Origin of the sequence: Actinoplanes sp. NPDC049668, from assembly GCF_044465445.1 — a bacterium.
Classification (GTDB): Bacteria; Actinomycetota; Actinomycetes; order Mycobacteriales; family Micromonosporaceae; genus Actinoplanes.
This window is the reverse complement of record NZ_JBITLR010000009.1, coordinates 292,062-314,157: the sequence shown is the minus strand read 5'-3', so window position 1 is coordinate 314,157 and position 22,096 is coordinate 292,062. Positions and strand designations below refer to the sequence as shown.

Sequence of the window (22,096 nt, the reverse complement as noted above, 5' to 3'; positions counted from 1 at the left end):
TCCGGTACGGAACCCGCCCTGGCCTCGGGCCGGACCCGAGCCGAAGATCACACAAGGTCACCGGTCCAGGCCGATCACGCCGGGGCCGGGGCCGTGGTCGGGCACGGCGGTGTCGGGGGCGATGACCGGTGCCACGCCGGCCAGGACGCCCCACCGCTGGTCCGCCCCGCCGGCCTGGCCCTCGCCGTCGCCGGTGCTCGCGCCGCGGCCCGCGCCGGACGGCGCCCGGCCGGGCACGGCCCGGCCGCCGACACCGACCCCGGGCCCGGCCGGGCCGATCACCGCGCCGGAGGGCAGCGGCCGGCGCGCGCCGGCCGCCAGGCGACCCGATGCCGCCCCGGCTCCCCGGATGGGCACCACCGGGCTCCCGAGGAGGCCGGCACCGGCCGCCGCCGCGACGCTCGACGGAAGGCCCGGTCCGGGGCCGGAGCCGAGGCCGGCACCGATCACCGCTCCGGGCAGGACCCCTGCGGAGGCCGCCACCGGCGAGGACGGCGCCTGAACGACACCCGCCAGCTCGGGCCCCGTTCCGGACGACGGCGGCGGCGCGGACGACGGCGCCGGCGGGTCGTGCGGCACCTCGACCGGCCTCGGCACGGCCCGCAACGCGCCGTCGTCCGGCCCACTGCCCGCGCCGGAGTCACCGCCCGGGCCGGAGTCACCGGCGTCGGGTAGTCCGAGTCCGCCGACCGGCTGGTCGGGCCGCAGCCGGTACAGCTCGGGGGCCTGGATCTGCGTGCCGTGCTCGGCGATCGCCGCCTCCGCCTCGCGCATGGCCTGGCGGGCCCGCTCGTCGTACTCGTCCTCGGCATGGTCGAGGAAGCGCGGGACGAGGTCGTCGCTGACCACGACCCGCTCCGCCACGAGCGGCCGGATCGTGGTCTGCGCCGCGCCGAGGGCGTCGACGACACCCTGCAGGCCGACCCGGGTCTGCTCCGCGCGGTTCAGCGTCTCGTCCAGCGAGGCGGCGAGCAGGTCCAGCCGCTCCAGGAAGACCCGCGCGGACGCGTTGCTCCCGGGCGGCCACACCTCGGCCAGTTCCTCACGGGCGGCGAGCAGCCGGCGATGCTGTTCGCGGCAGGCGGACGCCAGATTCAGCCAGCTCAGCACCCGGTCCGCGCCGGCGCAGGAGTTCTCCGGCTGGATCATCGACCAGATCGCGGGCAGGTTGTAGGCGTCCCAGTCCGCGCCGCCGGCCATCAGAGCCCCTCCAGGGCCGCGTTCGCCTCCGCGACGGCGCCGCGCAGCAGCCGGTCGACGCGCCCCTGCGCCCGCTCCGACGCCAGGTCGGCCGCGGCGAACTCGCGGGCGATCCGCTCGGCGACGTCGGCGAAGACGACCGCGGCCTTCCGGTACGCGCGCAGGTTGGCGTCGGTGTTGGCCAGGGCCCGGGCGTAGCGGTTCTTGACGTCCAGCACGGTGCCGCCGGGGATACCCGCGCCGAAGACCACGCCATGCCGGTGCAGGTCGGCGCCGCGCTCGGCGGCGGCCGCGAAGCCGCTGTCCGCCTCCAGCCGCAGGCTCTTGGCGAACTCGCCCACCCGCGGTGTCTCGACTGCAACGCCGTCCGGCATGCCGCCCTCCCCCGTCGCCTGCCACGCGCTACGTAGGACACGAGCGACCTGAGGCCGCGGTTCACTCCGCGCCGGGCTTACGCTGCGATCATGACTTCCAGGCCGGTAAGGATCGGGCTGCAGCTGCAGCCACAGCACGCGGACTACGCCACCATTCGCCGGGCGGCGGCCGAGGCCGAGGAGCTCGGCGTCGACGTCCTGTTCAACTGGGACCACTTCTTCCCGCTCTCGGGCGAGCCCGAGGGTCTGCACTTCGAGTGCTGGACCATGCTCGGCGCGTGGGCGGAGGCGACGTCCCAGGTGGAGATCGGCGCCCTGGTGACCTGCAACAGCTACCGCAATCCCGAGCTGCTCGCGGACATGGCCCGCACCGTCGACCACATCAGCGACGGCCGGCTCATCCTCGGCATCGGCTCGGGCTGGTTCGAGAAGGACTACCAGGAGTACGGCTACGAGTTCGGCACGGCCGGCGGCCGGCTGGACGACCTGGCCGGCGCGCTGCCCCGGATCGAGTCGCGCTGGGGCCGGCTGAACCCGCCGCCGACCCGCAAGATCCCGGTGCTGATCGGCGGCGGCGGCGAGAAGAAGACGCTGAAGCTGGTCGCCCGGCACGCGGACATCTGGCACAGCTTCGGCGACGCGGAGACCGTCGCCCGCAAGCTCGGCATCCTGCGGGCGCACTGCACCGACGTGGGCCGCGACTTCGCCGAGATCGAGATCTCCGGCGGCGGCCGCATCACCGACGACCCGTCGGTGAGCGCCGCCGCGCTGCGCGAGCAGGGCGTCTCGCTCTTCACCGTCGGCGTCGGCGGCCCGAAGCCGGACCTGGCACCGCTGCGGGAGTGGCTGGCCTGGCGCGACGAGCAGAACGCCTGAGGGTGTGGGGCCGGCCGGCCGGCGGCCGGCCCCCGCTATATGAAGACGTCCAGGAGCAGGACGCAGCCGAAGCCGAACACCGAGATGATCGTCTCCATCACCGACCAGGTCTTGATGGTCTCGCCGACGGTCATTCCGAAGTACTCCTTCACCAGCCAGAAGCCGGCGTCGTTGACGTGTGAGAAGAACAGCGAGCCGCAGCCGATGGCCAGCGCCAGCAGGGAGACCGCCGGCTTGTCGAGAGTGGTGGCCAGCGGCGCGACGATGCCGGCGGCGCTGATGGTGGCGACGGTGGCCGAGCCGGTGGCGACCCGGATGCCGACCGCGACGAGGTAGCCGAGCAGCAGCGCGGACATGTTGGCGTCCTGCGCCGCGTTCGCGATCACGTTGCCGACGCCCGAGTCGACCAGCACCTGCTTGAAGCCGCCGCCCGCGGCGACGATGAGCAGGATGCCGGCGATCGGCGGGAGCGAGCCGCCGATGACCGCGGAGGTCTGCACCCGGTCGAATCCGGCCCGCTTGCCGAGCGTCCACATCGCCAGGAGCACGCCGGCGAGCAGCGCGACCACCGGCGTACCGGCGACGTCGAGCGCCGTGCGCAGGCGGTTGTCCTCGCCGAGGGTGAGCTCGCCGAGTGCCCGGGCCAGCATCAGCACGATCGGCAGCAGGATGGTGAGCACGGCGGCCAGCACGCTGGGCCGGCGCCGGCCGGCGGGCAGCGCGTCGTCGACGGGCCGGTCCGGCTCCCCGGCGCCGGCGTTGACCAGGTCGTCGCGGTCGACGAAGTCCTGCCCTCCGGCCGGGCCGGAGCCGGGCCGGCCCTGGTAGTCGATACCGGCCGGCACCAGCGCGGGCGGGGCGGCGAGCGGCACCCGCTTGGCGATGAAGTTGCCGAAGACCGGTCCCGCGACGATCACCGTCGGCACGGCGCAGACCAGGCCGAGGGCGAGGGTGAGGCCGAGGTCCGCGTTGAGGGTGGAGACCGCGACCAGCGGGCCGGGGTGCGGCGGGACCAGGCCGTGCAGGACGGAGAGGCCGGCCAGCGCCGGGATGCCGATCTTGAGCAGCGGCAGGCCGGTGCGCTGGGCGGCGAGCAGCACGATCGGCACCAGCAGCACGACGCCGACCTCGAAGAAGAGCGGCAGGCCGATGAGCGCGGCGACGCCGGCCATGGCCCAGGGCAGCGCCGAGCCGGAGACCTTGCGGACCATCGTGGTGACGATGGCGTCGGCGCCGCCGGACTCGGCCAGTAGCGCGCCGATCATCGAGCCGAGCGCGATCAGCAGCCCGACGCTGCCGACCGTGCTGCCGACGCCGGTGGTGAACGACGTGACGGTGGCGCCGGGCGCGGCGCCGGCGGTGACCCCGAGCGCGGCGGCGCCGAGGATCAGGGCCAGGAACGGATGCCACTTGGCCCAGGCGATGAGCAGGACGACGACCGCGATTCCGAACACCGCGGCGAGGACGAGCTGGGTGGTGCCGGCGGAGGTGATGGCTTCCGCGGCGAATGGCGGGGTCATGCGCGAGGGCGTACCCCCTGTCCCCGGTTTCCAATCGCGGGGCAATGATCAGACCATGACGGAGTTCTGGACCGCGCTGGGACTGCCCGGCCTCGCCGACGTGCACACCCACTTCCTGCCGGAGCGGATGCAGCGGCGGGTCTGGGCGCACTTCGACGAGGCCGGTCCGCTGATCGGCCGGCCCTGGCCGATCCGGTACCGCGGCACCGAGGCCGAGCGGGTCGCCGAGCTGGGCCGGCTCGGTGTGCGGACGTTCTCCGCCCTCGCGTACGCACACCGGCCCGGCATGGCCGCCGACCTCAACGCCTGGACCCTCGACTTCGCCGCGCGCACCCCGGGCTGCCTGCCCAGCGCCACGTTCTTCCCCGAGCCCAGCGCCACCGCCGACGTACGGACGGCGCTGGAGCGCGGCGCCCGGATCTTCAAGCTGCACCTGCAGGTCGGTGGCTTCGACCCCCGCGACGAGCTGCTCGACGAGGCCTGGGGCCTGCTCGCCGACGCCGGCGCGCCCGTCGTCGTGCACGCCGGCTCCGGCCCGGTGGCCAGCGGCTTCACCGGGCCGGAGCCGATCGGCGGCGTGCTCGCGCGCCACCCCCGCCTCACCATGCTCACCGCGCACCTCGGCGCGCCCGAGTACGCGGGCTTCTTCGACCTCGCCGAGCGCTACGAGAACGTCGGGCTCGACACGACAATGGCGTTCACCGACTTCTTCGCGCGATTCGCGCCGTTCCCGCCGGACCTGCTGCCCCGGCTGCGCGACCTCGGCCTGGCCGGCAAGGTCCTGCTGGGCAGCGACTTCCCCAACATCCCGTACCCGTACCAGCACCAGCTCGACGCGCTGGCCGGCCTCGGCCTCGGCGACGAGTGGCTGCGCGCGGTGTGCTGGCACAACGCCGCCCGGCTGCTGCGCGGCTGGCCGCTTTCCCCGGCCGATAGCGCGTAGATGCACGTCAAGCGTGCGCGGTTGTGCCACGATCACATAGATCATGACCGAGCGACTACCTGCGAGTAGAGGTGTGCGATGAAGAAGGCCATCGGCTGGATCGTCCTGATCCTGGTCATCTTCTACATCGGCACGAACCCGGGGCCGGCGGCGGACATCGCCGAGGGGATCGGCTCGGGCGTCGCGGACATCTTCCGCAACATCGGCGTGTTCTTCTCCGAGCTCGCCGACTGAGCACCCGGGCGTGCGCGTCGTCTGCGTCGGCCTGGCCACCGTCGACCTGGTGCAGCGCGTCGAGCGGGTGCCCGGCGTGGACGAGAAGGCCGAGGCGCTCTCGGCCGACGTCGCCGCGGGCGGCCCGGCCACCAACGCGGCGGTCACGGCGGCCGCGCTGGGCGCGAGCGTCACGCTGGTCACGGCGGTCGGCGCGCACCCGCTGGGCGCCCTGATCCGCGCCGACGTCGCGGCCTGCGGCGTGGCGCTGCTCGACGCCGCGCCCCGGTCCGCCGCGCCGCCGCCGGTCTCCGCCGTCACCGTCCTGCGGGCCACCGGTCAGCGCACGATCGTGAGCCGCAACGCCCGCGGCGCCGACGTCACCGCTCCCCCGGGGCTCTCCGACGTGCTCGCGGCGGCGGACATCGTGCTGGTGGACGGCCACCACCCCGCCCTGGCCCGGGCCGCCGCGGCGTGCGGGCGTCCCCTGCTGCTCGACGCCGGCAGCTGGCGGCCGGTCTTCGCGGACCTGCTGGGCGCCGCCGACGTGGTCGCCGCCTCGGCGGCGTTCCTGATGCCCGGCGCCACCGCGGCCGGTACCCGCGACGCGCTGCGCGCCGCCGGGGTGCGGCGCGGGGCGATCACGCACGGGCCGGACCCGGTCACCTGGTGGTCCGGCGACCGCGCCGGGGAGCTGCCGGTGCCGGTGGTGCCGGCCGTCGACACCGCGGGCGCCGGCGACGCCTTCCACGGCGCGCTCGCGGTCGCCCTCGCCCGCGACCCCGATCTGGTGCCCGCGCTGCGCTTCGCGGTGGAGATCGCCGGGATCCGGGTCCGGCACGCCGGCCCGCGCGCGTGGCTCGACGCCGTCCGAAGTCAACGGAAATAGGCCCTTGGGCCAGCTCCCAGATCCACACAAGATCCATAGGATTGGCGGACGACCTCAGCGACCCGCTCGACTTCCCCTCCGGAAAGGATGCTCGACAATGGCACCCGACACCATCGTGCTGGTACACGGCTTCTGGGTCACCCCGCGCAGCTGGGAAAACTGGATCACCCACTACGAGAGCAAGGGCCTGCGCGTCATCGCGCCGGGCTACCCCGGCTTCGAGGTCGAGGTGGAGTCGCTCAACGCCGACACGACGCCGATCCTGGACCTCACCGTGCCGAAGATCATCGCCCACTACGAGGAGGTCATCCGCGCTCTCGACGCCCCGCCGGTCATCATCGGCCACTCGGCCGGCGGCGCCTTCACCCAGATCCTGCTCGACCACGGCCTCGGCGCGGCCGGCGTCGCGATGAACTCCGCGCCGACCGAGGGTGTACGCGTGGTGCCGCTCACCCAGGTGAAGTCCACGTTCCCGGTGCTCAAGAGCCCGGCGAACCGGCACCGGGCGGTGCCGCTCACGTTCGAGGAGTGGCAGTACGCCTTCACCAACACGTTCACCGAGGAGGAGGGCCGGGCGCTCTACGAGCGTTACGCGATCCCGGCCAACGGCGGCATCCTGTGGGGCAGCGTGCTGGCCAACTTCCAGCCGGGCCACCAGGACACCTGGGTCGACTACAGCAACGACGACCGGGCGCCGCTGCTGTTCGTCTCCGGCTCCGAGGACCACATCATGCCGCCGGCGGTGCAGGAGTCGAACCTGCGGCACTACAAGTCCGCCACCGTCACCGAGCGCAAGGAGTACGAGGGCTACGCACACCTGCTGCCGGCGCAGAAGGGCTGGGAGCGGATCGCGGACGAGGTGCTCGACTGGGCGCTGCGGCACGCCGGATGACCGAACCGCGGATCACCCACGTCGGCGGCCCGACGACGCTGATCGAGGCGGAGGGCTGGCGGATCCTCACCGACCCGACGTTCGACGCGCCCGGCCGGACCTACCGGTTCGGCTGGGGCACGGCGTCGCGCAAGCTCACCGGCCCGGCGGTGCCGGCGGAGTCGCTCGGCGCCCTCGACGCGGTGCTGCTCACGCACGACCACCACGCCGACAACCTGGACGACGCCGGCCGCGCGCTGCTGCCGTCGGCGGGCCGGGTCGTCACGACGGTGGCCGGCGCCCGCCGCCTGGGCCCCGCGGCCACCGGGCTGGCGCCGTGGCGCACCACGCGGCTCTCGGCGCCCGGCCGGCCGGACATCGAGATCACCGCGACGCCGTGCCGGCACGGTCCGCCGCTGAGCCGGCCGATCGTCGGCGAGGTGACCGGCTTCGTGCTGAGCTGGGCGGGCCAGCGGCACGGCCCGCTCTGGATCACCGGTGACACGGTGCTCTACGACGGCGTCCGGCAGGTGGCCGGCCGCTTCGACATCGGCACGACGATCCTGCACCTGGGCGCGGTCCGGTTCGGCCTGACCGGCCCGCTGCACTACACGATGACGGCGACCGACGGCGCGGAACTCTGCGGTCTCGTCGGCGCGCGCACGGTCCTGCCCGTGCACTACGAGGGCTGGGGGCACTTCAGCCAGGGCCGCCCGGCGGTCGAGGCGGCCTTCGCGGGCGCGCCGGCCGCCGTACGGGAGAGCCTGCGCTGGCTGACCCCCGGCGAGGCCACCTCCGTCACCGTCTGAACAAGCACCACGGGACCCCGGCGGCCGAGCCGCCGGGGTCCCTTTTCGTCGTCGCCGTCATATCGGCGAAACATGATGACGGTGGGATTACCAACCAGTAGCAAAAATGAACGAGTATTGACGTGCCTCGATTGAGGCCGCCGGACTCGTCCACAACGCGCGGGTCAACCTTCCCGCCTTCCCGGGCGACAACGCGATCCCTTCCACCGTAGGGAGCCCCGGAAATGCGAAACCCCATCCCGCGCCTGCTCGGCGCACTCACCCTGGCCGCCGCGCTGGTCGCCGCCCCGACACCCGCCCTGGCCGCCAACCCGTACGAGCGCGGACCCGCACCGACCGTGGCCAGCATCGAGGCCAGCCGCGGCTACTACGCCTTCGCCCAGGTCACCGTGGCGCGCTCGAGCGTCTCGGGCTTCGGCGGCGGCACGATCTACTACCCGACCAGCACGGCGGACGGCACGTTCGGCGCGATCGCGATCTCCCCCGGCTTCACGGCGTCGCAGTCGAGCGTCTCCTGGCTCGGCCCGCGCCTGGCCTCGCAGGGCTTCGTGGTCATCACCATCGACACCCTCAGCACCCTCGACCAGCCGGACAGCCGCGGCACCCAGCTGCTGGCCGCGCTCACCTACCTGACCGGCACGAGCTCCGTGCGTACCCGCATCGACGCGACCCGGCTCGGCGTCATGGGCCACTCGATGGGCGGCGGCGGCAGCCTGTCGGCGTCCCGGACCCGGCCCAGCCTGCAGGCGGCGATCCCGCTGACGCCGTGGCACGGCACCAAGAACTGGTCGTCGGTGTCCGTACCGACCCTGATCATCGGCGCCGAGAACGACACCGTCGCCTCGGTGAGCTCGCACTCCGAGCCGTTCTACACCAGCCTGCCGAGCAGCCTCGACAAGGCGTACCTCGAGCTCAACAACGCCTCGCACTCGGCGCCGACGTCGACGAACGTGACCGTCGCGAAGTACAGCATCTCGTGGCTCAAGCGCTTCATCGACAACGACACCCGCTACGAGCAGTTCCTCTGCCCGAAGCCGAGCGGCTCGGCCATCCAGGAGTACCGCGACACCTGCCCGCACTCGTAAGCGATCCGGACACGGGCTCACCACCGGGCGCGGCCCGGTGGTGAGCCGCCCGGCTACCGGTCGATCAGGCCCTTGGGCGCCAGCCGGCGCCAGGCGTCGGTCACCAGCTCGCGCAGCTGCCCGGCGTCGGCCCCGGCCAGCCGCACCACGGTCCAGCCGAGCCGGCCCCAGTGATTCGCCGGCGCCGAGAAGACCGACGGCCGCTCGGCCAGCAGTTCGGCCTGCTCCTCGGGGGTGAGCCGGATCGTCATCCGGTCGCCCTCGGGCGGCAGCGTGCAGAAGATCTTGTTGCGGACCCGGAAGTCGACGACGTCGAAGTGCCCGCGCTGCTCGGCGCCGGGCAGGGAGAGCGCGATGTCGCGGGCCTCGTCGGCGGTGACCATGCGCTCAGGCGCCGACCCAGACCATGCGGACGTCCGGCGCCTTCTCCTCGTTGCCGGACCCGTCGGTCCGCTCGGCCACCACGAAGCCGTGGCGCAGGTAGAACCGCTGCGCGCCGGTGTTGGTCTCGAAGGCCCAGAGCTGAAGGCCCGCGGGCCGCAGCGACTTCGCCAGCTCGACGAGGTGCGAACCCAGCCCTCGGCCGGTGTGCGCGGGGTCGACGTAGAGCTGGCCGACCCAGTCGCCGTCGAGCACCAGCACTGCGAGGGGCTCGCCGCCGGCGCCGTCCAGCAGCCAGGCCTCCTGCTCGGCCAGGACCACCGTGGCCACCCACTCGTGCCACTCGGCGTCCGTGTGCACCGACGGGGGTATCGAGCCGGCGGCGGCCCGGCGGGAGCGGATGAGCAGGTCCGCGACCGCCGTGGCGTCGCCGGCACCGGCCCGCCGGACCACGTGGTCCAGCGGTTGCGTGTGTCCAGGAGTCATGGCCCGCATCATCCGCACCCGCGCGGCCGGCGCGCAAAGGGTTTCCGCCGGCTACTCCGCGATGCGGCGGACCAGGCTCTTGCCGAATCCGTCGCCGCGCAGCAGCCAGGAACGCCTCCGGCGCCCGGGACATTTGCGAACACAATTCACATTCCTGCAAACCTTTGCAACTCCTTGTCATTACATCGACGCTTTTCTATCCTGACCAGGAAAGCGCTTACCTCCCCCCACTCCCGAGCGACGGCGCGAAGCACTCCCGACAATGAAGGTGAGACCCAGATGAGGCGACCAGTCGCCCTACGGTGGATAGCCGGAGGCGCCACCGCGATCACAACCGCCGCAATCCTGCTGACGCTGCCGCAGCCCAACGCCCTGGCCGCCGACAACCTGAGCATCGGCGCCGGCGCCGACGGCTCCAGCAAGGCCAGCGGCACCAGCTACGGCAACGTCATAGACGGCAGCACCGGCACCTATTGGTCGCCGAACAGCACGACCGGCTACGTCTCAGTCAAGTGGAGCAGCGCGAAGACGGTGTCCTCGGCCGTCATCGTCCAGGCCTCGGGCGGCGGCTCGATCAGCGCCTGGCGAGTGCTCAACGCAGACTCAGGCTCCGTCCTGACCAGCGGCAGCGGCAGCCCGAGCACCATCTCCTTCGCCTCGACCTCACTGAAGAAGCTCACCTTCGAGATCACCAGCGCATCCAGCGCGCCGCGAATCGCCGAATTCGAGACGTATTCCAGCGGCGGCTCGACCCCGACCACCAGCCCGACCACCAGCCCGACCACCGCTCCGACGCCCACACCGACCGGCGGTAGCGGCACCCCGACCGGCGCGTGGCCGTCCTCGGCCGGCTCGGTGAGCATCAGTAGCACCGTCAACGTCACCGGGACCTTCGACGGCGGCATGAAGACGTATTGCTGCATCGGTGACGGCTCGCAGAACGAGTCCCAGGATCCGATGTTCAAGATCGCCAACGGCGGCACCCTGCAGAACGTCATCCTGGGCTCCCCTGCCGGCGACGGCGTGCACTGCGAGGGGACCTGCACCATCAGGAACGTGTGGTGGAACGATATCGGCGAGGACGCCGCGACCTTCAAGGGCACCGGCGGCGGCACCAGCTACGTCATCGGCGGCGGCGCGAGGTCCGGCAGCGACAAGACGTTCCAGCACAACGGAAATGGAACGGTCAGCATCTCCGGCTTCTACCTCAGCGGCTCCGGAAAGCTGTACCGAGCCTGCGGCAACTGCACCACTTCTTACCAGCGCCACGTCAAGGTCGACAACGTCCTGCTGAACGATATCGACATGGTCACCGGGATCAACAGCAACTGGGGCGACACCGCCACCATCACCCGAGTCACCATCAGCAACAGCTCCAGCCCTGTGGTCTGCGGGAAGTACAAGGGCGTCGCCAAGGGCAGCGAGCCGACCTACCTCGGCGAGGGATGGGACGACAGCAACTGCAGGGTCAGCAGAAGCGACATCACCTACAGGTAGGCCGGACGGGGGCGCTCACCGCAGGGTGGGCGCCCCATCATCGCGCTGAGCGGCGCTACTCGGCGATGCGGACCAGGTTCTTGCCGAGGCCGTCGCCGCGCAGCATGGCCAGGAACGCCTCCGGCGCCTGGGACAGGCCCTCGAAGATCGTCTCCTGGTTCCTGATGCTGCCGTCCGCCAGCCACGGCGCCACGTCCGCGATGAACGTTTCGCGCAGGTCGCTGTGGTCGCCGACCAGCATGCCGCGCATCGTCAGGCGCTTGCCGATGAGCGTGGCCAGGTTGCGCGGCGCCGGGGTCGGCTCGGTGGCGTTGTAGACGCTGATCATGCCGCAGACGGTGATCCGGCCGTGCACGTTCAGCGAGGAGATGGCCGCCTCGAGGTGCGCGCCGCCGACGTTGTCGAAGTAGACGTCGATGCCGTCCGGCGCGGCCCGCTTGAGCTGCTCGGCGACCGGGGCGTCGTGGTAGTCGAACGCCTCGTCGAAGCCGAGCTCGTCCTTGAGGAACGCGACCTTCGCCGCGGAGCCGGCGCTGCCGATCACCCGGGCGGCGCCCTTGAGCCGCGCCAGCTGGCCGACGACCTGGCCGACCGCGCCGGCGGCGCTGGAGACGAAGACGACGTCGCCCGGCTTGAACTCCGCAGTGCGCAGCAGCCCCGCGTACGCGGTGAGCCCGGTCATGCCGAGCACGCCGAGGTACGCGCCGAGCGGGGCGGCCGACGGGTCGACCTTGGCCGCGGAACGCGCCTTGACCAGGGCGTACTCGCGCCAGCCGAGGCCGTGCAGGACGATGTCGCCGGGCTTGAGGCCCTCGGCGGCCGACTCGACGACCTCGCCGATCGCGCCACCCTCCAGGGCGTGGCCGACCTGGAACGGCGGCACGTAGGACTTGCGGTCGTCCATCCGGCCGCGCATGTACGGGTCGACGCTCATGAGCAGGTTGCGCACCAGCACCTGGCCCGGCGCGGGGTCACCAAGCTCGGCTACCGCGGTCTCGAACGTCTCAGCGGTGGGCCAGCCCTGCGGACGGGCCGCGAGGCGGATCTCGGTCGATCGTACGGACACGTGCACTCCCGGTGATCGCGAATGTATACACTGCGCACATTAGGAAGGGATGTGTGCAGTGTCAACTTCATCGGCGGGTCGGCCTTATCACCACGGCGATCTGCGGGTGGCGCTGCTCGCCGCCGCGCTCGAGTTGCTCGAGGAGGGTGAGACGTTCTCGCTGCGGGCCGTCGCGCGCCGGGCCGGCGTCTCACCGAACGCGCCGTACCGGCACTACGAGGACAAGGAGGCCCTGCTCTCGGCCCTGGCCGGGTGCGGCTTCGACCGGCTGGCGGACCGCCTGGAGGCGGCACCGGACCTCACCGCCATGGCCGGCGTCTATGTGGCGTTCGCGCTGGAGCACCCCGGGCTGTTCCGCCTGATGTACGGCCGCCCGACCGCCAACGCGGCCTGGGCGCACACCGCCGAGATCCTGGCGAGCCGGGTCTCCGATCCGGCGCTGCGGGTGGGCGCCTGGGCGCTGGTACACGGCCTGGCCGTGCTGCTGCTCGACGGCAAGCTGAAGTGCGCCGACCCCGACGCGCTGGTCAGGACGACGGTCGTCGCCGTCCTGACCCCCGCGATGGGCTAGACCGTCCGGGCCAGGCGGTCGGCGAGCAGCTTGGCGAAGCGGGCCGGGTCGGCCAGGTCGCCGCCCTCGGCCAGCAGCGCGGTGCCGTAGAGCAGCTCCGCGGTCTCCGGCAGGTTCGGGTCGTCGGCCCGCTGCTCGTGCGCCGCCCGCAATCCGCTGACCAGCGGGTGCTCCGGGTTCAGCTCGAGGATCCGCTTGACCGGGGGCACCTCCTGGCCCATCGCCCGGTACATCTTCTCCAGGGTCGGCGTGATGTCGTCGGAGTCGCTGACCAGGCAGGCCGGCGAGGTGGTCAGCCGGGTGGAGAGCCGGACCTCCTTCACCTCCCCGGTGAGCGTCTCGCCGAGCCAGGTGAGCAGCGGCGCGAACTCGCCCGACTTCTCCTCCGAGGCCGGCTCGCTGTCGAGGTCGACGGAGCCCCGCGCGATCGACTGGAGCTTCTTACCCTCGTACTCCGGCACCGCGTCGACCCAGATCTCGTCGACCGGGTCGGTGAGCAGCAGGACCTCGTAGCCCTTGGCCTTGAACGCCTCCAGGTGCGGCGAGTTCTCCACCTGCACCCGGGTCTCGCCGGTCATGAAGTAGATCTCGTCCTGCCCCTCCTTCATCCGCTCCACGTACGCGGCGAGGGTGGTCGGCTCGTCCCCGGCGGTCGAGGCGAACGAGGCGATGTCCAGGATCGCCTTGTGGTCGCCGGGGTCGCCGAGCAGGCCCTCCTTGACCGCCCGGCCGAACTCGCGCCAGAACGTGCGGTACTTCTCCGGGTCGCTGGTCATCAGGTCCTTGATGGTGGACATGACCTTCTTGGCCAGCCGGCGGCGGATCAGCTGGATGTGCCGGTCCTGCTGCAGGATCTCCCGGGAGATGTTCAGCGACAGGTCGGCCGCGTCCACCACGCCCTTGACGAAGCGCAGGTGGTCGGGCATCAGCTCGCGGCTGTCGTCCATGATGAACACGCGCTTGACGTAGAGCTGCAGGCCGCGGCGGCCGTCGCGCTGGAACAGGTCGTGCGGCGCGCGGGACGGGATGAACAGCAGCGCCTCGTACTCGAAGGTGCCCTCGGCGCGCATCTGGATGGTCTCGAGCGGGTCGAGCCAGTCGTGGCTGATGTGCCGGTAGAACTCGGTGTACTCCTCGTCCTTGACCTCCGAGCGCGGCCGCGCCCAGAGCGCCTTCATCGAGTTCAGCGTCGCCGGCTCGCCCTCGGCGGCGGCGGCCAGGCGGATGGGGAAGGCGATGAAGTCGGAGTACCGCTTGACGATCTCCCTGATCTTGCGCTCGTCCGCGTAGTCGAAGAGCGCGTCCTCCTCGTCCTTCGGCCGCAGGTGGACGGTCACCGCGGTGCCCTCCGGCGCGTCGGCGACACCCTCGATCGTGTACGTGCCCTCGCCGGCCGACTCCCAGCGCGTACCGGAGTCCTCGCCGACCCGGCGGGTGACCAGGGTGACCTTGTCCGCGACCATGAAGGTCGAGTAGAAACCGACGCCGAACTGGCCGATCAGCTCGGCCGACTCCGTCTCCTTCTCCTTGCCGTCCTTGAGCCGGCGCAGCAGCTCGGCGGTGCCGGACTTGGCGATCGTGCCGATCAGCGAGACCACCTCGTCGCGCGACATGCCGATGCCGTTGTCCGTCACGGTGAGGGTGCGCGCCTCGGCGTCGGCGGCGATCTCGATGTGCAGGTCCTCGGGGCTGGCGCCGTCCTCGGCGAGGGCCACGAGGCGGCGCTTGTCCAAGGCGTCGGAGGCGTTGGAGATCAGCTCGCGCAGGAAGATGTCCTTGTTCGAATAGATCGAATGGACCATCAACTGCAGCAGCTGCCGCGCCTCTGCCTGAAACTCCAGCGTCTCCGTCATCGAACCCTCCGTGCCGTGTCCGTCATTTCCCGTTGCGATCGTATGACCTCACCGTGACGGTCCGCGCACGGGCACGGCCACCCATCGAACTATTGACATATTTGGAGGCTCGACTCACGCTCAGAGAGCGCTCTCATGTAACAATCCTGCAAATTGAGGAGTGCTCATGGAGATAGCTCCCGTCCCCCGCCCCCGCCGCAGCGGCGCCCTGATCGGCCTCGTCCTCACGCTGATCGCCGCGCTCACCCTCGTCGCCACACCGCGGGCCGCGCGCGCCGCCGATCCCCTCGTCTCCCAGGGCCGGCCCGCCACCGCGTCATCGACCGAGAACGGCACCTTCCCCGCCTCCGCCGCCGTCGACGGCAACACCGGCACCCGCTGGTCCAGCGCGTTCAGCGATCCGCAGTGGATCCAGGTCGACCTGGGCGCCTCGCACACGGTCAGCCAGGTCGTGCTCAACTGGGAGGCCGCGTACGCGACCGCGTACCAGGTGCAGACCTCGGCGAACGGCACCAGCTGGACCACCGTCGCCTCGACCACCACCGGCACCGGCGGCGTGCAGACCCTCGCCGTCTCCGGCACCGGCCGCTACGTACGGGTGAACGGCACCGCCCGCGCCACGCCGTACGGCTACTCGCTCTGGGAATTCCAGGTCTTCGGCGTGCCCGTCGGCGGGCCGACCATCCCCGGCGGCGGCCCGCTCGGCCCCAACGTGCTCGTCTTCGACCCGTCGATGTCGACCGCGTCCATCCAGGCGCAGCTCAACAGCGTGTTCAGCCAGTCGGAGACGCAGCAGTTCGGCGGCCAGCGCTACGAGCTGCTCTTCAAGCCCGGCACCTACAACAACCTGACCGCGAACATCGGCTTCTACACCTCGATCGCCGGGCTCGGGCGCAACCCGACGGACGTGCACCTCAACAGCAGCAACCTGACCGTGGACGCCGGCTGGTTCGGCGGCAACGCGACCCAGAACTTCTGGCGCTCCACCGAGAACTTCTCGGTGACGCCGCCGGCCGGGACCGCGTACGAGCGCTGGGCGGTCGCGCAGGCCGCGCCGATGCGCCGGATGAACATCAACACCCACCTGAGCCTGACCCCGACCGGGTTCGGCTGGGCCAGCGGCGGATACATCGCCGACACCCGGATCAGCGGCCAGCTCCAGCCGTTCTCCCAGCAGCAGTGGTACACCCGCAACAGCAGCATCCAGATGAACCTCAACGCGGTGTGGAACAACGTCTTCACCGGCGTGGCCGGCGCGCCGGCCACCTCGTTCCCGAACCCGCCGATCACCACCCTGGCCACCACGCCGATCAGCCGGGAGAAGCCCTACCTGTACCTGGACGGCGCGAACTACGCCGTGTGGGTGCCGAGCCTCGCGACGAACTCGTCGAACGTCACCTGGCCGAACACCCCGGGCAGCTCCATCCCGCTGACCCAGTTCTACGTCGCGCGCCCCGGCGACTCGGCGGCGACCATCAACGCGGCGCTCGCGCAGGGCCTGAACCTGCTCTTCACCCCCGGCATCTACCACGTCAACCAGACGATCAACGTGACCCGGGCGAACACCGTGGTGATGGGCCTCGGCTACGCCACGATCATCCCGGACGGCGGGGTCACCGCGATGAGCGTCGCGGACGTCGACGGGGTGAAGATCTCTAGCCTGCTCTTCGACGCCGGCACCACGAACTCCCCCAATCTGCTGCAGATCGGGCCGGCCGGGTCGAGCGCCAACCACGCCGCGAACCCGATCTCGGTGCAGGACGTGTTCTTCCGGATCGGCGGCGCCGGCCCCGGCGCGGCGACCAACAGCCTGCTGGTCAACAGCAACAACACGCTGCTCGACCACATCTGGGCCTGGCGCGCCGACCACGGCGCCGGGGTCGGCTGGACGACCAACCCCGCCGCAAGCGGGCTGATCGTCAACGGCGCCAACGTGCTCGCGCTCGGCCTGTTCGTCGAGCACTACCAGAACTACCAGGTGCAGTGGAACGGCAACGGCGGGCGGACGATCTTCTTTCAGAACGAGATGCCGTATGACCCGCCGACCCAGGCCGCGTGGCGCACCGGAGCCAACGGCTACGCCGCGTACAAGGTCGCGGACTCGGTCACCACGCACGAGGCGTGGGGCGTCGGCAGCTACTGCTACTTCAACGTGAACCCCTCGATCGTCGCGGCCCGCGGCTTCGAGGCGCCGAACCGGTCCGGCGTCCGGTTCCACAACCTGCTGACGGTGTCGCTCGGCGGCGTCGGCACGATCACCAATGTCATCAACACCACAGGCAACGTGGCGCAGGGCGCGGAAACCGTGCCGAGCTACGTCGTCAACTATCCCTGATCAGGTTAAAGCGGTCACCGCTCGGAGGGCGTGCGTCGGGATTCCGGCGCACGCTTTCCGTGTCGGTGCCCACTGTGCTGAACTGTCGTCGCCAGGGTGCTGTACAACGTCGCAGTGAACCGGATCGCCGACCGGGCCGTGTGTGACGCAAGGCCCTGCGAACAGGAGATATGTCGATGACGGCTGCGAACGAACGGCTGCACGGGGTACCCGCGCGCACGGCCATCCCCCCGGCCATGCTGGGCCGCCTGGTGTTGTGGACGGTCGTCGGCGTCAACGTGCTGATCGTCGAGACCGTGTTCCTCACCGCCGAGCCCGCCAAGAACGCCATCCTCGGCTTCGGCAAGTGGCTCGGCCTGCACCTGGCCCTGGTGATGATCCTGCAGCTGATCCTGGTCGCCCGCCTGCCGTGGCTGGACCGGCGGATCGGCATGGACCGGCTCACCTCGTGGCACCGGTGGACCGGTTTCAGCCTGTTCTGGCTGGTCCTGCTGCACCCGACGTTCATCCTGCTCGGCTACGCCAGCGAGTACAACAGCACCCCGCTGACCGAGTTCAACAACCTCAAGGGCCAGGTGCCGGTCCTGCTGGGCATCCTCGCCGCCGGCATCGTGCTGGTCGCGGCCGGCCTTTCGGTACGCGCGGCGCGGCGCCGCCTGTCGTACGAGGCCTGGCACGCGGTGCACGTCTGCCTGTACGTCGCCGTGGTCTTCGGCCTGATCCACCAGCTCACCGAGGTGTCGACGTTCACGTCCTCGGCGTTCGCCCGGGTGTACTGGTGGGGCCTGTGGGCGTTCGCGCTGGTGTCGCTGGTCGTCGGCCGGATGGTCATGCCGCTGTGGCGCAACGCCCGCCACCGGTTCCGGGTCGCGGCGGTGGTGCCCGAGGCCGACAACGTGGTCTCGGTGTACGTCACGGGCCGCAACCTGGACAAGCTGCCGGCCCGCGCGGGCCAGTTCATGATCTGGCGCTTCCTGGGACACGGACACTGGTGGGAGGCGAACCCGTTCTCCCTCTCGGCGGCTCCCGACGGCCGCAGCCTGCGCCTGACGGCGAAGGCGGTCGGCTCGGGCAGCGCCCGGCTGCGCAACATCCCGGTCGGCACGCGCGTCTTCGCCGAGGGCCCGTACGGCGCGTTCACCTCGCTGAGCCGGGTCCGGGACTCGACGCTGCTGATCGCGGGCGGCGTCGGGATCACCCCGATCCGCGCCCTGCTGGAGGAGCTGACCGGCCCGGTGGTCGTGCTGTACCGCGCGCACACCACCCAGGACGCGGTGCTGCTCGGCGAGCTGCAGAACCTGGCCCGCTCGCGCGGCGCCCAGCTGCACGTCCTCACCGGGCGCACCGGCGCGGGCAACCCGCCGAACAACCCGTTCGAGCCGCAGAACCTCGCCGCCATGGTCCCGGACATCCTGGACCGCGACGTCTACGTCTGCGGGCCGCCGGCGATGACCAACGCGGTGCTGCGCAGCCTGCGCTCGCTGCGGGTCCCGTCCGCCCAGGTGCACTCGGAGCGGTTCAGCCTCGCCGGCTGAGACGAACGCCGATGGTCCCGCCTCGCAGCTGAGGCGGGACCATCGGCGCGTTCAGCTCAGGCGCAGAACGGGGTCAGCGGCGTGAGCCAGGCGGTGATCCCGGACTCGAGCGTCTTGTCGAGGTCCTTCACGGTCTTGAGCTTCGCGAAGAAGGCGTCGTCCTCGGCGGTGCGGGTCATGGCCTGCAGAGTCTCCTCGCCGGCGGCCTTGAGCTCCGGATCCTTCGCCGCCGCCGTGGACTCGTTCATCGCCTTCGCCAGATCCGTCAGCCTCTCGCCGGCCGCGGTGCGGGCCTTCTTCGCCTCGGCGGTGGCTTTCGCCTGCTTGTAGACGATGAGCTTGCCGAGCTCCTCGCCGAACTTCTCCATCTTCTTGCCGTCGAGAAGCTTCTCGATCTCGCCGCACACCTTCTTCGTGTCCGCGGTGTAGTCGGCCGACGGGCTGGCCGACACGGTCGCGGCCGGCGCCTTCGGAGCGGCGGCGGTGTCGGTGTCGGACTTGGTCCCGCAGGCGGAACCGGTCAGCAGCAGCGCGCCCGTTGTGGCGGCCAGAATGATGCGTTGCATAGGTGAGTCCCCGTACCTAGAAAGATCAAGACGCGGCAGTATAGACAGGTGTTACTGACAGCCCGGCCCGGCGGCCCGGCCCCCGACGATCCGGTACGCGGAGATGTCGCCCTTCACGTACGGGGCGAGCTGCTTGATCGTCGTCGGGGCGGTGCCATGCTGCGCCACGAAGGCCACCACGGCGGCGTCGACCGTGTGGCACGACGCCTGGTCGGCGACCGCCCGGGTCGAGCCGGAGATGCCATCGACGTTCAACGCAGCGTAAGAAACACCGCCAACACTCACAGTGATTGCGGCAGCCATGGCGACTTCGCTCAGGTTCACGGATATCTCCTGCTCACTCCGTCGGCGCATGCCGACCGGGCCACCTTAGGCGACGTCACCTGAAGTAGCCAAGCGATCCTGCGCTTCCACCTCAGCAACTCAGAGTGAGAAAGCCCCGCGCGCGAGTGACAGGAGTGAATCGTTTGAGGGCTTTACGGCCCGCATGGGGCCTCCGTACCGTGATTACCCAGTGCAACGGCTCAGTAACACCCGGAGGAAGCCATGCGTCGTGCCGCTGTCATCGCCGGATCCGTCCTCGCCGCCCTGTGGATCGCGTCGCCCGCACAGGGGTTCGCACACAACGCCGTACACAACGCCAACCTGCACGCCCTGCTCGACGGGCTGACCCTGCTGGTGGCGTCCGCGCCGATCTGGACCGCCCTGCTCTGGCGCGGCTCCCGGGCCTGGCTGCTCGCCGCGCTCATCACGGTGGTCCAGGTGCCGGTCGCCGTCATCGGCTTCGTGCCGATCGTCGACCCCGCCCTGCACCTGGCGCTCTTCGGCGCGGCGCTGGCGCTCACCGGCGCCTCGCTCTGGCTGGTGCGCCGCTCCCCCGCTACCGCGACGGCACCCGCGCCCGATCGGTCGTGACCCACTGGCCGGTGGGCGTGCGGATCGCCAGGGCGGTCACCGGCGCATCCGGCGCCTCGCCGTCCCGGATGATCTCCACCACCGGGCAGCCGGGCGTCTCCGGATGCCAGAAGCCCTCGGGATCACGGACCGACGAGAAGCGGCAGTGCTCCTCGTCGGCCCACCCCCAGGCGAGCAGCAGCTCCCGGCCGTACATCGAGTAGCGGCCCGCGGTCGCCGTCCGCCCGCCCTCGACCCGGCGGAAGAACTCGGCGCACAGACCCGGCACGACCACGCCCTCGAAGGTGGCGTCGGTGATCGTGCGGTCCGGCGTGTAGGTCTCAAGATCCGGCAGTGGCACTCGCCGAGGGTGGCACGGCCGCGACCGGCCCGCCGCGAACATCGCGCACTTGAACCTGATCGGGCGACACCGTCCGGCACAGGGCAGACTTCAGGACCATGCGCCTGGTCTCGCTCCTGCCGTCCGCCACCGAGATCGTGTACGCCCTCGGCCTCGGCGACGACCTGGTCGGCGTCACGTTCGAATGCGACGAGCCGCCGTCGGCCCGCGCGGAGAAGACGGTGGTGGTCGGCGGGCGCGACACCCGCGGCATGACCCCGGCCGAGATCGACGCGTACGTGCGCGAACGGATGGGCGCCGGCGACGACCTCTACACGCTGCACGCCGGCGCCCTCGCCGCGCTCGAGCCCGAGCTGATCCTCACCCAGGACCTGTGCCGGGTGTGCGCGCTGCCGTCCGGGCAGGTCTCGGACGCGCTCGGCCATCTGGGCTGCCGCGCCGACGTGCTGACGCTGGACCCGTACTCCCTCGACGAGGTGCTCGGCACCTTCACCCTGGTCGGCGCGCGGGCCGGGGTGCCGGACCGGGCGCGGGACCTGGTCGCGGCGCTGCGCGCCCGGCTGGACGCGGTGGCCGCCGCGGTCGCGGGCCGCCCCCGGCCCCGGGTGGCGGTCGTCGAATGGGTCGACCCGCCGTTCACGGCCGGGCACTGGGTCCCGGACCTGGTGACGGCCGCCGGCGGCACGCCAGTCGCGGCCCGACCGGGCGCCCGCTCGGTGGAGACGACCTGGTCGGAGCTGGCCGCGGCCGGCCCCGACATCGTGCTGGTCACGCCCTGCGGATTCCACCTCGACGGCGCCACCGGCCAGGCCGCCGCGGTGGTCCCGCACTTCCCGGACGCCGCGGTCTGGGCGATCGACGGCGACGCCCTGGTGGTCCGCCCCGGCCCCCGCCTGATCGACGGGGTCGAGGCGATCGCGGCGATCCTGCACCCGGACGCGGTACCGCCCGCCCCGCCGGGCACGATCGCCCGGGTGGCCTGAGGTCAGGCGCCGGCCGGGGCCGGGGCGGTGGTGCGGGGCCGGGCTACGGCGCGGCGGGCCACGACGTCGGCCCGGACCTCGGCGCGGCGGCGCTGCTGCTCGGTGTCCCAGAGCCAGAGCACGTCGCGGCCGAAGGACCAGATCAGCGACGCCAGGGCGCCGGCGACGGCGACGAGGGCCACGGCGTCCGGGATCAGGCTCGCCGTCGCGACCACCAGCACCACGCCCTGCACCGCGGCGACGACCTTGCGGGAGAACTTCGGCGGCAGCGCGGCGTTCATCCAGGGCAGGGCCCAGGAGGCGGCGACGAAGACGTAGCGGAACGCGCCGATCGCGATCGTCCACCAGCCGAAGGTGCCGGCCACGAAGACGCTCAGCACCAGGATCAGGAACGCGTCGACCTCCATGTCGAAGCGCGCGCCCAGCCGCGACGTCGAGTTGGTCCGGCGGGCCACCTGGCCGTCCACCCCGTCCAGGGCGAGCGCGACGCCGATCAGCGGCACCAGCACCGACAGCGGCACCGGCGCCTGGAACGACGTGACGACCAGGGCGACCACGCCGCCGACCAGCGTCGCGCGGCCCAGGGTCACGGCGTTCGCCGGCCCGAGGGCGCGCATCCCGGTGCGGCGCAGTCCGGCGCCGAGGGCCACGGCCAGGACCACGGCGTACGCCGCGCCGGCCAGTGCGCCGGCGACGCTGATCCCGGTCGTGGCGGCCAGCGCCGTCAACAGGATCAGGTTCGCGGCCAGGCCGACGATCGGTCCCCGGCTCTCGCGAGCCGTCATCGT

At 71.7% G+C, this 22,096-nt stretch carries 24 protein-coding genes; 13 read left to right on the top strand and 11 right to left on the bottom strand.

Going from position 1 to position 22,096, the window contains the following annotated elements; translation table 11 throughout:
• Positions 1-57 precede the first annotated feature (57 nt).
• Both ACIBSW_RS34905 and ACIBSW_RS34900 read right to left on the bottom strand, forming a co-directional pair.
• Complete coding sequence (locus tag ACIBSW_RS34905; RefSeq protein WP_354730022.1) at positions 58-1,200, bottom strand: hypothetical protein; 1,143 nt, start codon at positions 1,198-1,200, stop codon at positions 58-60.
• Complete coding sequence (locus ACIBSW_RS34900; RefSeq protein WP_354730024.1) at positions 1,200-1,574, bottom strand: hypothetical protein; 375 nt, start codon at positions 1,572-1,574, stop codon at positions 1,200-1,202. The genes ACIBSW_RS34905 and ACIBSW_RS34900 overlap by 1 nt, the downstream gene beginning before the upstream one ends.
• A 90-nt stretch (positions 1,575-1,664) precedes the next feature.
• On the opposite strand from ACIBSW_RS34900, the gene ACIBSW_RS34895 reads away from it, so the two are divergent.
• Positions 1,665-2,450: an LLM class F420-dependent oxidoreductase gene (locus tag ACIBSW_RS34895; protein WP_354730026.1), complete on the top strand. Its 786-nt coding sequence runs from the start codon at positions 1,665-1,667 to the stop codon at positions 2,448-2,450.
• A 35-nt stretch (positions 2,451-2,485) separates the two neighbouring features.
• Here the strand turns inward: ACIBSW_RS34895 and ACIBSW_RS34890 are convergent, their stop codons facing one another.
• Positions 2,486-3,970 (bottom strand): SLC13 family permease, encoded by a 1,485-nt coding sequence (locus ACIBSW_RS34890; RefSeq protein WP_354730028.1) that lies wholly within the window; start codon positions 3,968-3,970, stop codon positions 2,486-2,488.
• A gap of 55 nt (positions 3,971-4,025) precedes the next feature.
• Between ACIBSW_RS34890 and ACIBSW_RS34885 the strand changes: the two genes are divergently transcribed.
• The 6 genes from ACIBSW_RS34885 (at position 4,026) to ACIBSW_RS34860 (ending at position 8,780) form a co-directional block, all read left to right on the top strand.
• Positions 4,026-4,913 carry an amidohydrolase family protein gene (locus tag ACIBSW_RS34885; RefSeq protein ID WP_354730030.1) on the top strand — a complete coding sequence of 296 codons (888 nt, stop codon included), beginning with the start codon at positions 4,026-4,028 and terminating at the stop codon, positions 4,911-4,913.
• Between the two features lie 78 nt (positions 4,914-4,991).
• On the top strand, positions 4,992-5,147 hold the full coding sequence (locus ACIBSW_RS34880; protein WP_184994260.1) for a hypothetical protein: 156 nt from the start codon (positions 4,992-4,994) through the stop codon (positions 5,145-5,147).
• A 10-nt stretch (positions 5,148-5,157) separates the two neighbouring features.
• Positions 5,158-6,015: a PfkB family carbohydrate kinase gene (locus tag ACIBSW_RS34875; protein WP_354730032.1), complete on the top strand. Its 858-nt coding sequence runs from the start codon at positions 5,158-5,160 to the stop codon at positions 6,013-6,015.
• Positions 6,016-6,112: 97 nt separating this feature from the next.
• Complete coding sequence (locus tag ACIBSW_RS34870; RefSeq protein ID WP_354730034.1) at positions 6,113-6,907, top strand: alpha/beta hydrolase; 795 nt, start codon at positions 6,113-6,115, stop codon at positions 6,905-6,907.
• A complete protein-coding gene (locus ACIBSW_RS34865; RefSeq protein ID WP_354730036.1) occupies positions 6,904-7,695 on the top strand; it encodes an MBL fold metallo-hydrolase in 792 nt (263 codons plus the stop codon). Before ACIBSW_RS34870 ends, ACIBSW_RS34865 begins: the two co-directional genes overlap by 4 nt.
• A 224-nt stretch (positions 7,696-7,919) precedes the next feature.
• Positions 7,920-8,780, top strand: a complete 861-nt coding sequence (locus ACIBSW_RS34860) for an alpha/beta hydrolase (protein WP_354729344.1) — start codon at positions 7,920-7,922, stop codon at positions 8,778-8,780.
• A gap of 53 nt (positions 8,781-8,833) precedes the next feature.
• Here the strand turns inward: ACIBSW_RS34860 and ACIBSW_RS34855 are convergent, their stop codons facing one another.
• Together ACIBSW_RS34855 and ACIBSW_RS34850 are read right to left on the bottom strand one after the other, a co-directional pair.
• Complete coding sequence (locus ACIBSW_RS34855; RefSeq protein WP_354729346.1) at positions 8,834-9,163, bottom strand: MmcQ/YjbR family DNA-binding protein; 330 nt, start codon at positions 9,161-9,163, stop codon at positions 8,834-8,836.
• A 4-nt stretch (positions 9,164-9,167) separates the two neighbouring features.
• On the bottom strand, positions 9,168-9,647 hold the full coding sequence (locus ACIBSW_RS34850; protein ID WP_354729348.1) for a GNAT family N-acetyltransferase: 480 nt from the start codon (positions 9,645-9,647) through the stop codon (positions 9,168-9,170).
• 279 nt (positions 9,648-9,926) lie between these two features.
• On the opposite strand from ACIBSW_RS34850, the gene ACIBSW_RS34845 reads away from it, so the two are divergent.
• Positions 9,927-11,144, top strand: a complete 1,218-nt coding sequence (locus ACIBSW_RS34845) for a pectate lyase (protein WP_354729350.1) — start codon at positions 9,927-9,929, stop codon at positions 11,142-11,144.
• Between the two features lie 55 nt (positions 11,145-11,199).
• Here ACIBSW_RS34845 and ACIBSW_RS34840 read toward each other — a convergent pair whose 3' ends face one another.
• Positions 11,200-12,210, bottom strand: a complete 1,011-nt coding sequence (locus ACIBSW_RS34840) for an NADP-dependent oxidoreductase (RefSeq protein WP_354729352.1) — start codon at positions 12,208-12,210, stop codon at positions 11,200-11,202.
• 58 nt (positions 12,211-12,268) lie between these two features.
• Here ACIBSW_RS34840 and ACIBSW_RS34835 point away from each other — a divergent pair, with 58 nt between their 5' ends.
• The gene (locus tag ACIBSW_RS34835) at positions 12,269-12,781 is read left to right on the top strand and encodes a TetR/AcrR family transcriptional regulator (RefSeq protein ID WP_354729354.1); all 513 of its coding nucleotides are present in this window, start codon (positions 12,269-12,271) and stop codon (positions 12,779-12,781) included.
• Here the strand turns inward: ACIBSW_RS34835 and htpG are convergent.
• Positions 12,778-14,634, bottom strand: a complete 1,857-nt coding sequence (htpG, locus tag ACIBSW_RS34830) for a molecular chaperone HtpG (protein ID WP_354729356.1) — start codon at positions 14,632-14,634, stop codon at positions 12,778-12,780. The two genes, ACIBSW_RS34835 and htpG, sit on opposite strands and share 4 nt — an antisense overlap.
• Positions 14,635-14,800: 166 nt before the next feature.
• Here htpG and ACIBSW_RS34825 point away from each other — a divergent pair, with 166 nt between their 5' ends.
• On the top strand, positions 14,801-16,969 hold the full coding sequence (locus ACIBSW_RS34825) for a discoidin domain-containing protein (RefSeq protein WP_354729358.1): 2,169 nt from the start codon (positions 14,801-14,803) through the stop codon (positions 16,967-16,969).
• 176 nt (positions 16,970-17,145) lie between these two features.
• Complete coding sequence (locus tag ACIBSW_RS34820) at positions 17,146-18,504, top strand: ferredoxin reductase family protein (RefSeq protein ID WP_354729360.1); 1,359 nt, start codon at positions 17,146-17,148, stop codon at positions 18,502-18,504.
• Between the two features lie 56 nt (positions 18,505-18,560).
• On the opposite strand, the gene ACIBSW_RS34815 is transcribed toward ACIBSW_RS34820, so the two are convergent.
• Together ACIBSW_RS34815 and ACIBSW_RS34810 are read right to left on the bottom strand one after the other, a co-directional pair.
• Entirely contained in the window at positions 18,561-19,070 is a 510-nt protein-coding gene (locus tag ACIBSW_RS34815; protein ID WP_354729361.1) for a hypothetical protein, read from the bottom strand.
• Positions 19,071-19,121: 51 nt separating this feature from the next.
• Positions 19,122-19,394, bottom strand: a complete 273-nt coding sequence (locus tag ACIBSW_RS34810) for a hypothetical protein (protein ID WP_354729363.1) — start codon at positions 19,392-19,394, stop codon at positions 19,122-19,124.
• 222 nt (positions 19,395-19,616) lie between these two features.
• On the opposite strand from ACIBSW_RS34810, the gene ACIBSW_RS34805 reads away from it, so the two are divergent.
• The gene (locus ACIBSW_RS34805) at positions 19,617-19,985 is read left to right on the top strand and encodes a hypothetical protein (protein WP_354729365.1); all 369 of its coding nucleotides are present in this window, start codon (positions 19,617-19,619) and stop codon (positions 19,983-19,985) included.
• Here the strand turns inward: ACIBSW_RS34805 and ACIBSW_RS34800 are convergent.
• A complete protein-coding gene (locus ACIBSW_RS34800; protein ID WP_354729367.1) occupies positions 19,951-20,325 on the bottom strand; it encodes a hypothetical protein in 375 nt (124 codons plus the stop codon). The genes ACIBSW_RS34805 and ACIBSW_RS34800 overlap by 35 nt on opposite strands.
• Before the next feature lie 98 nt (positions 20,326-20,423).
• On the opposite strand from ACIBSW_RS34800, the gene ACIBSW_RS34795 reads away from it, so the two are divergent.
• Positions 20,424-21,308: an ABC transporter substrate-binding protein gene (locus tag ACIBSW_RS34795; RefSeq protein WP_354729369.1), complete on the top strand. Its 885-nt coding sequence runs from the start codon at positions 20,424-20,426 to the stop codon at positions 21,306-21,308.
• 2 nt (positions 21,309-21,310) lie between these two features.
• Here ACIBSW_RS34795 and ACIBSW_RS34790 read toward each other — a convergent pair whose 3' ends face one another.
• Complete coding sequence (locus ACIBSW_RS34790) at positions 21,311-22,093, bottom strand: CDP-alcohol phosphatidyltransferase family protein (RefSeq protein ID WP_354729371.1); 783 nt, start codon at positions 22,091-22,093, stop codon at positions 21,311-21,313.
• Positions 22,094-22,096: the final 3 nt, after the last annotated feature.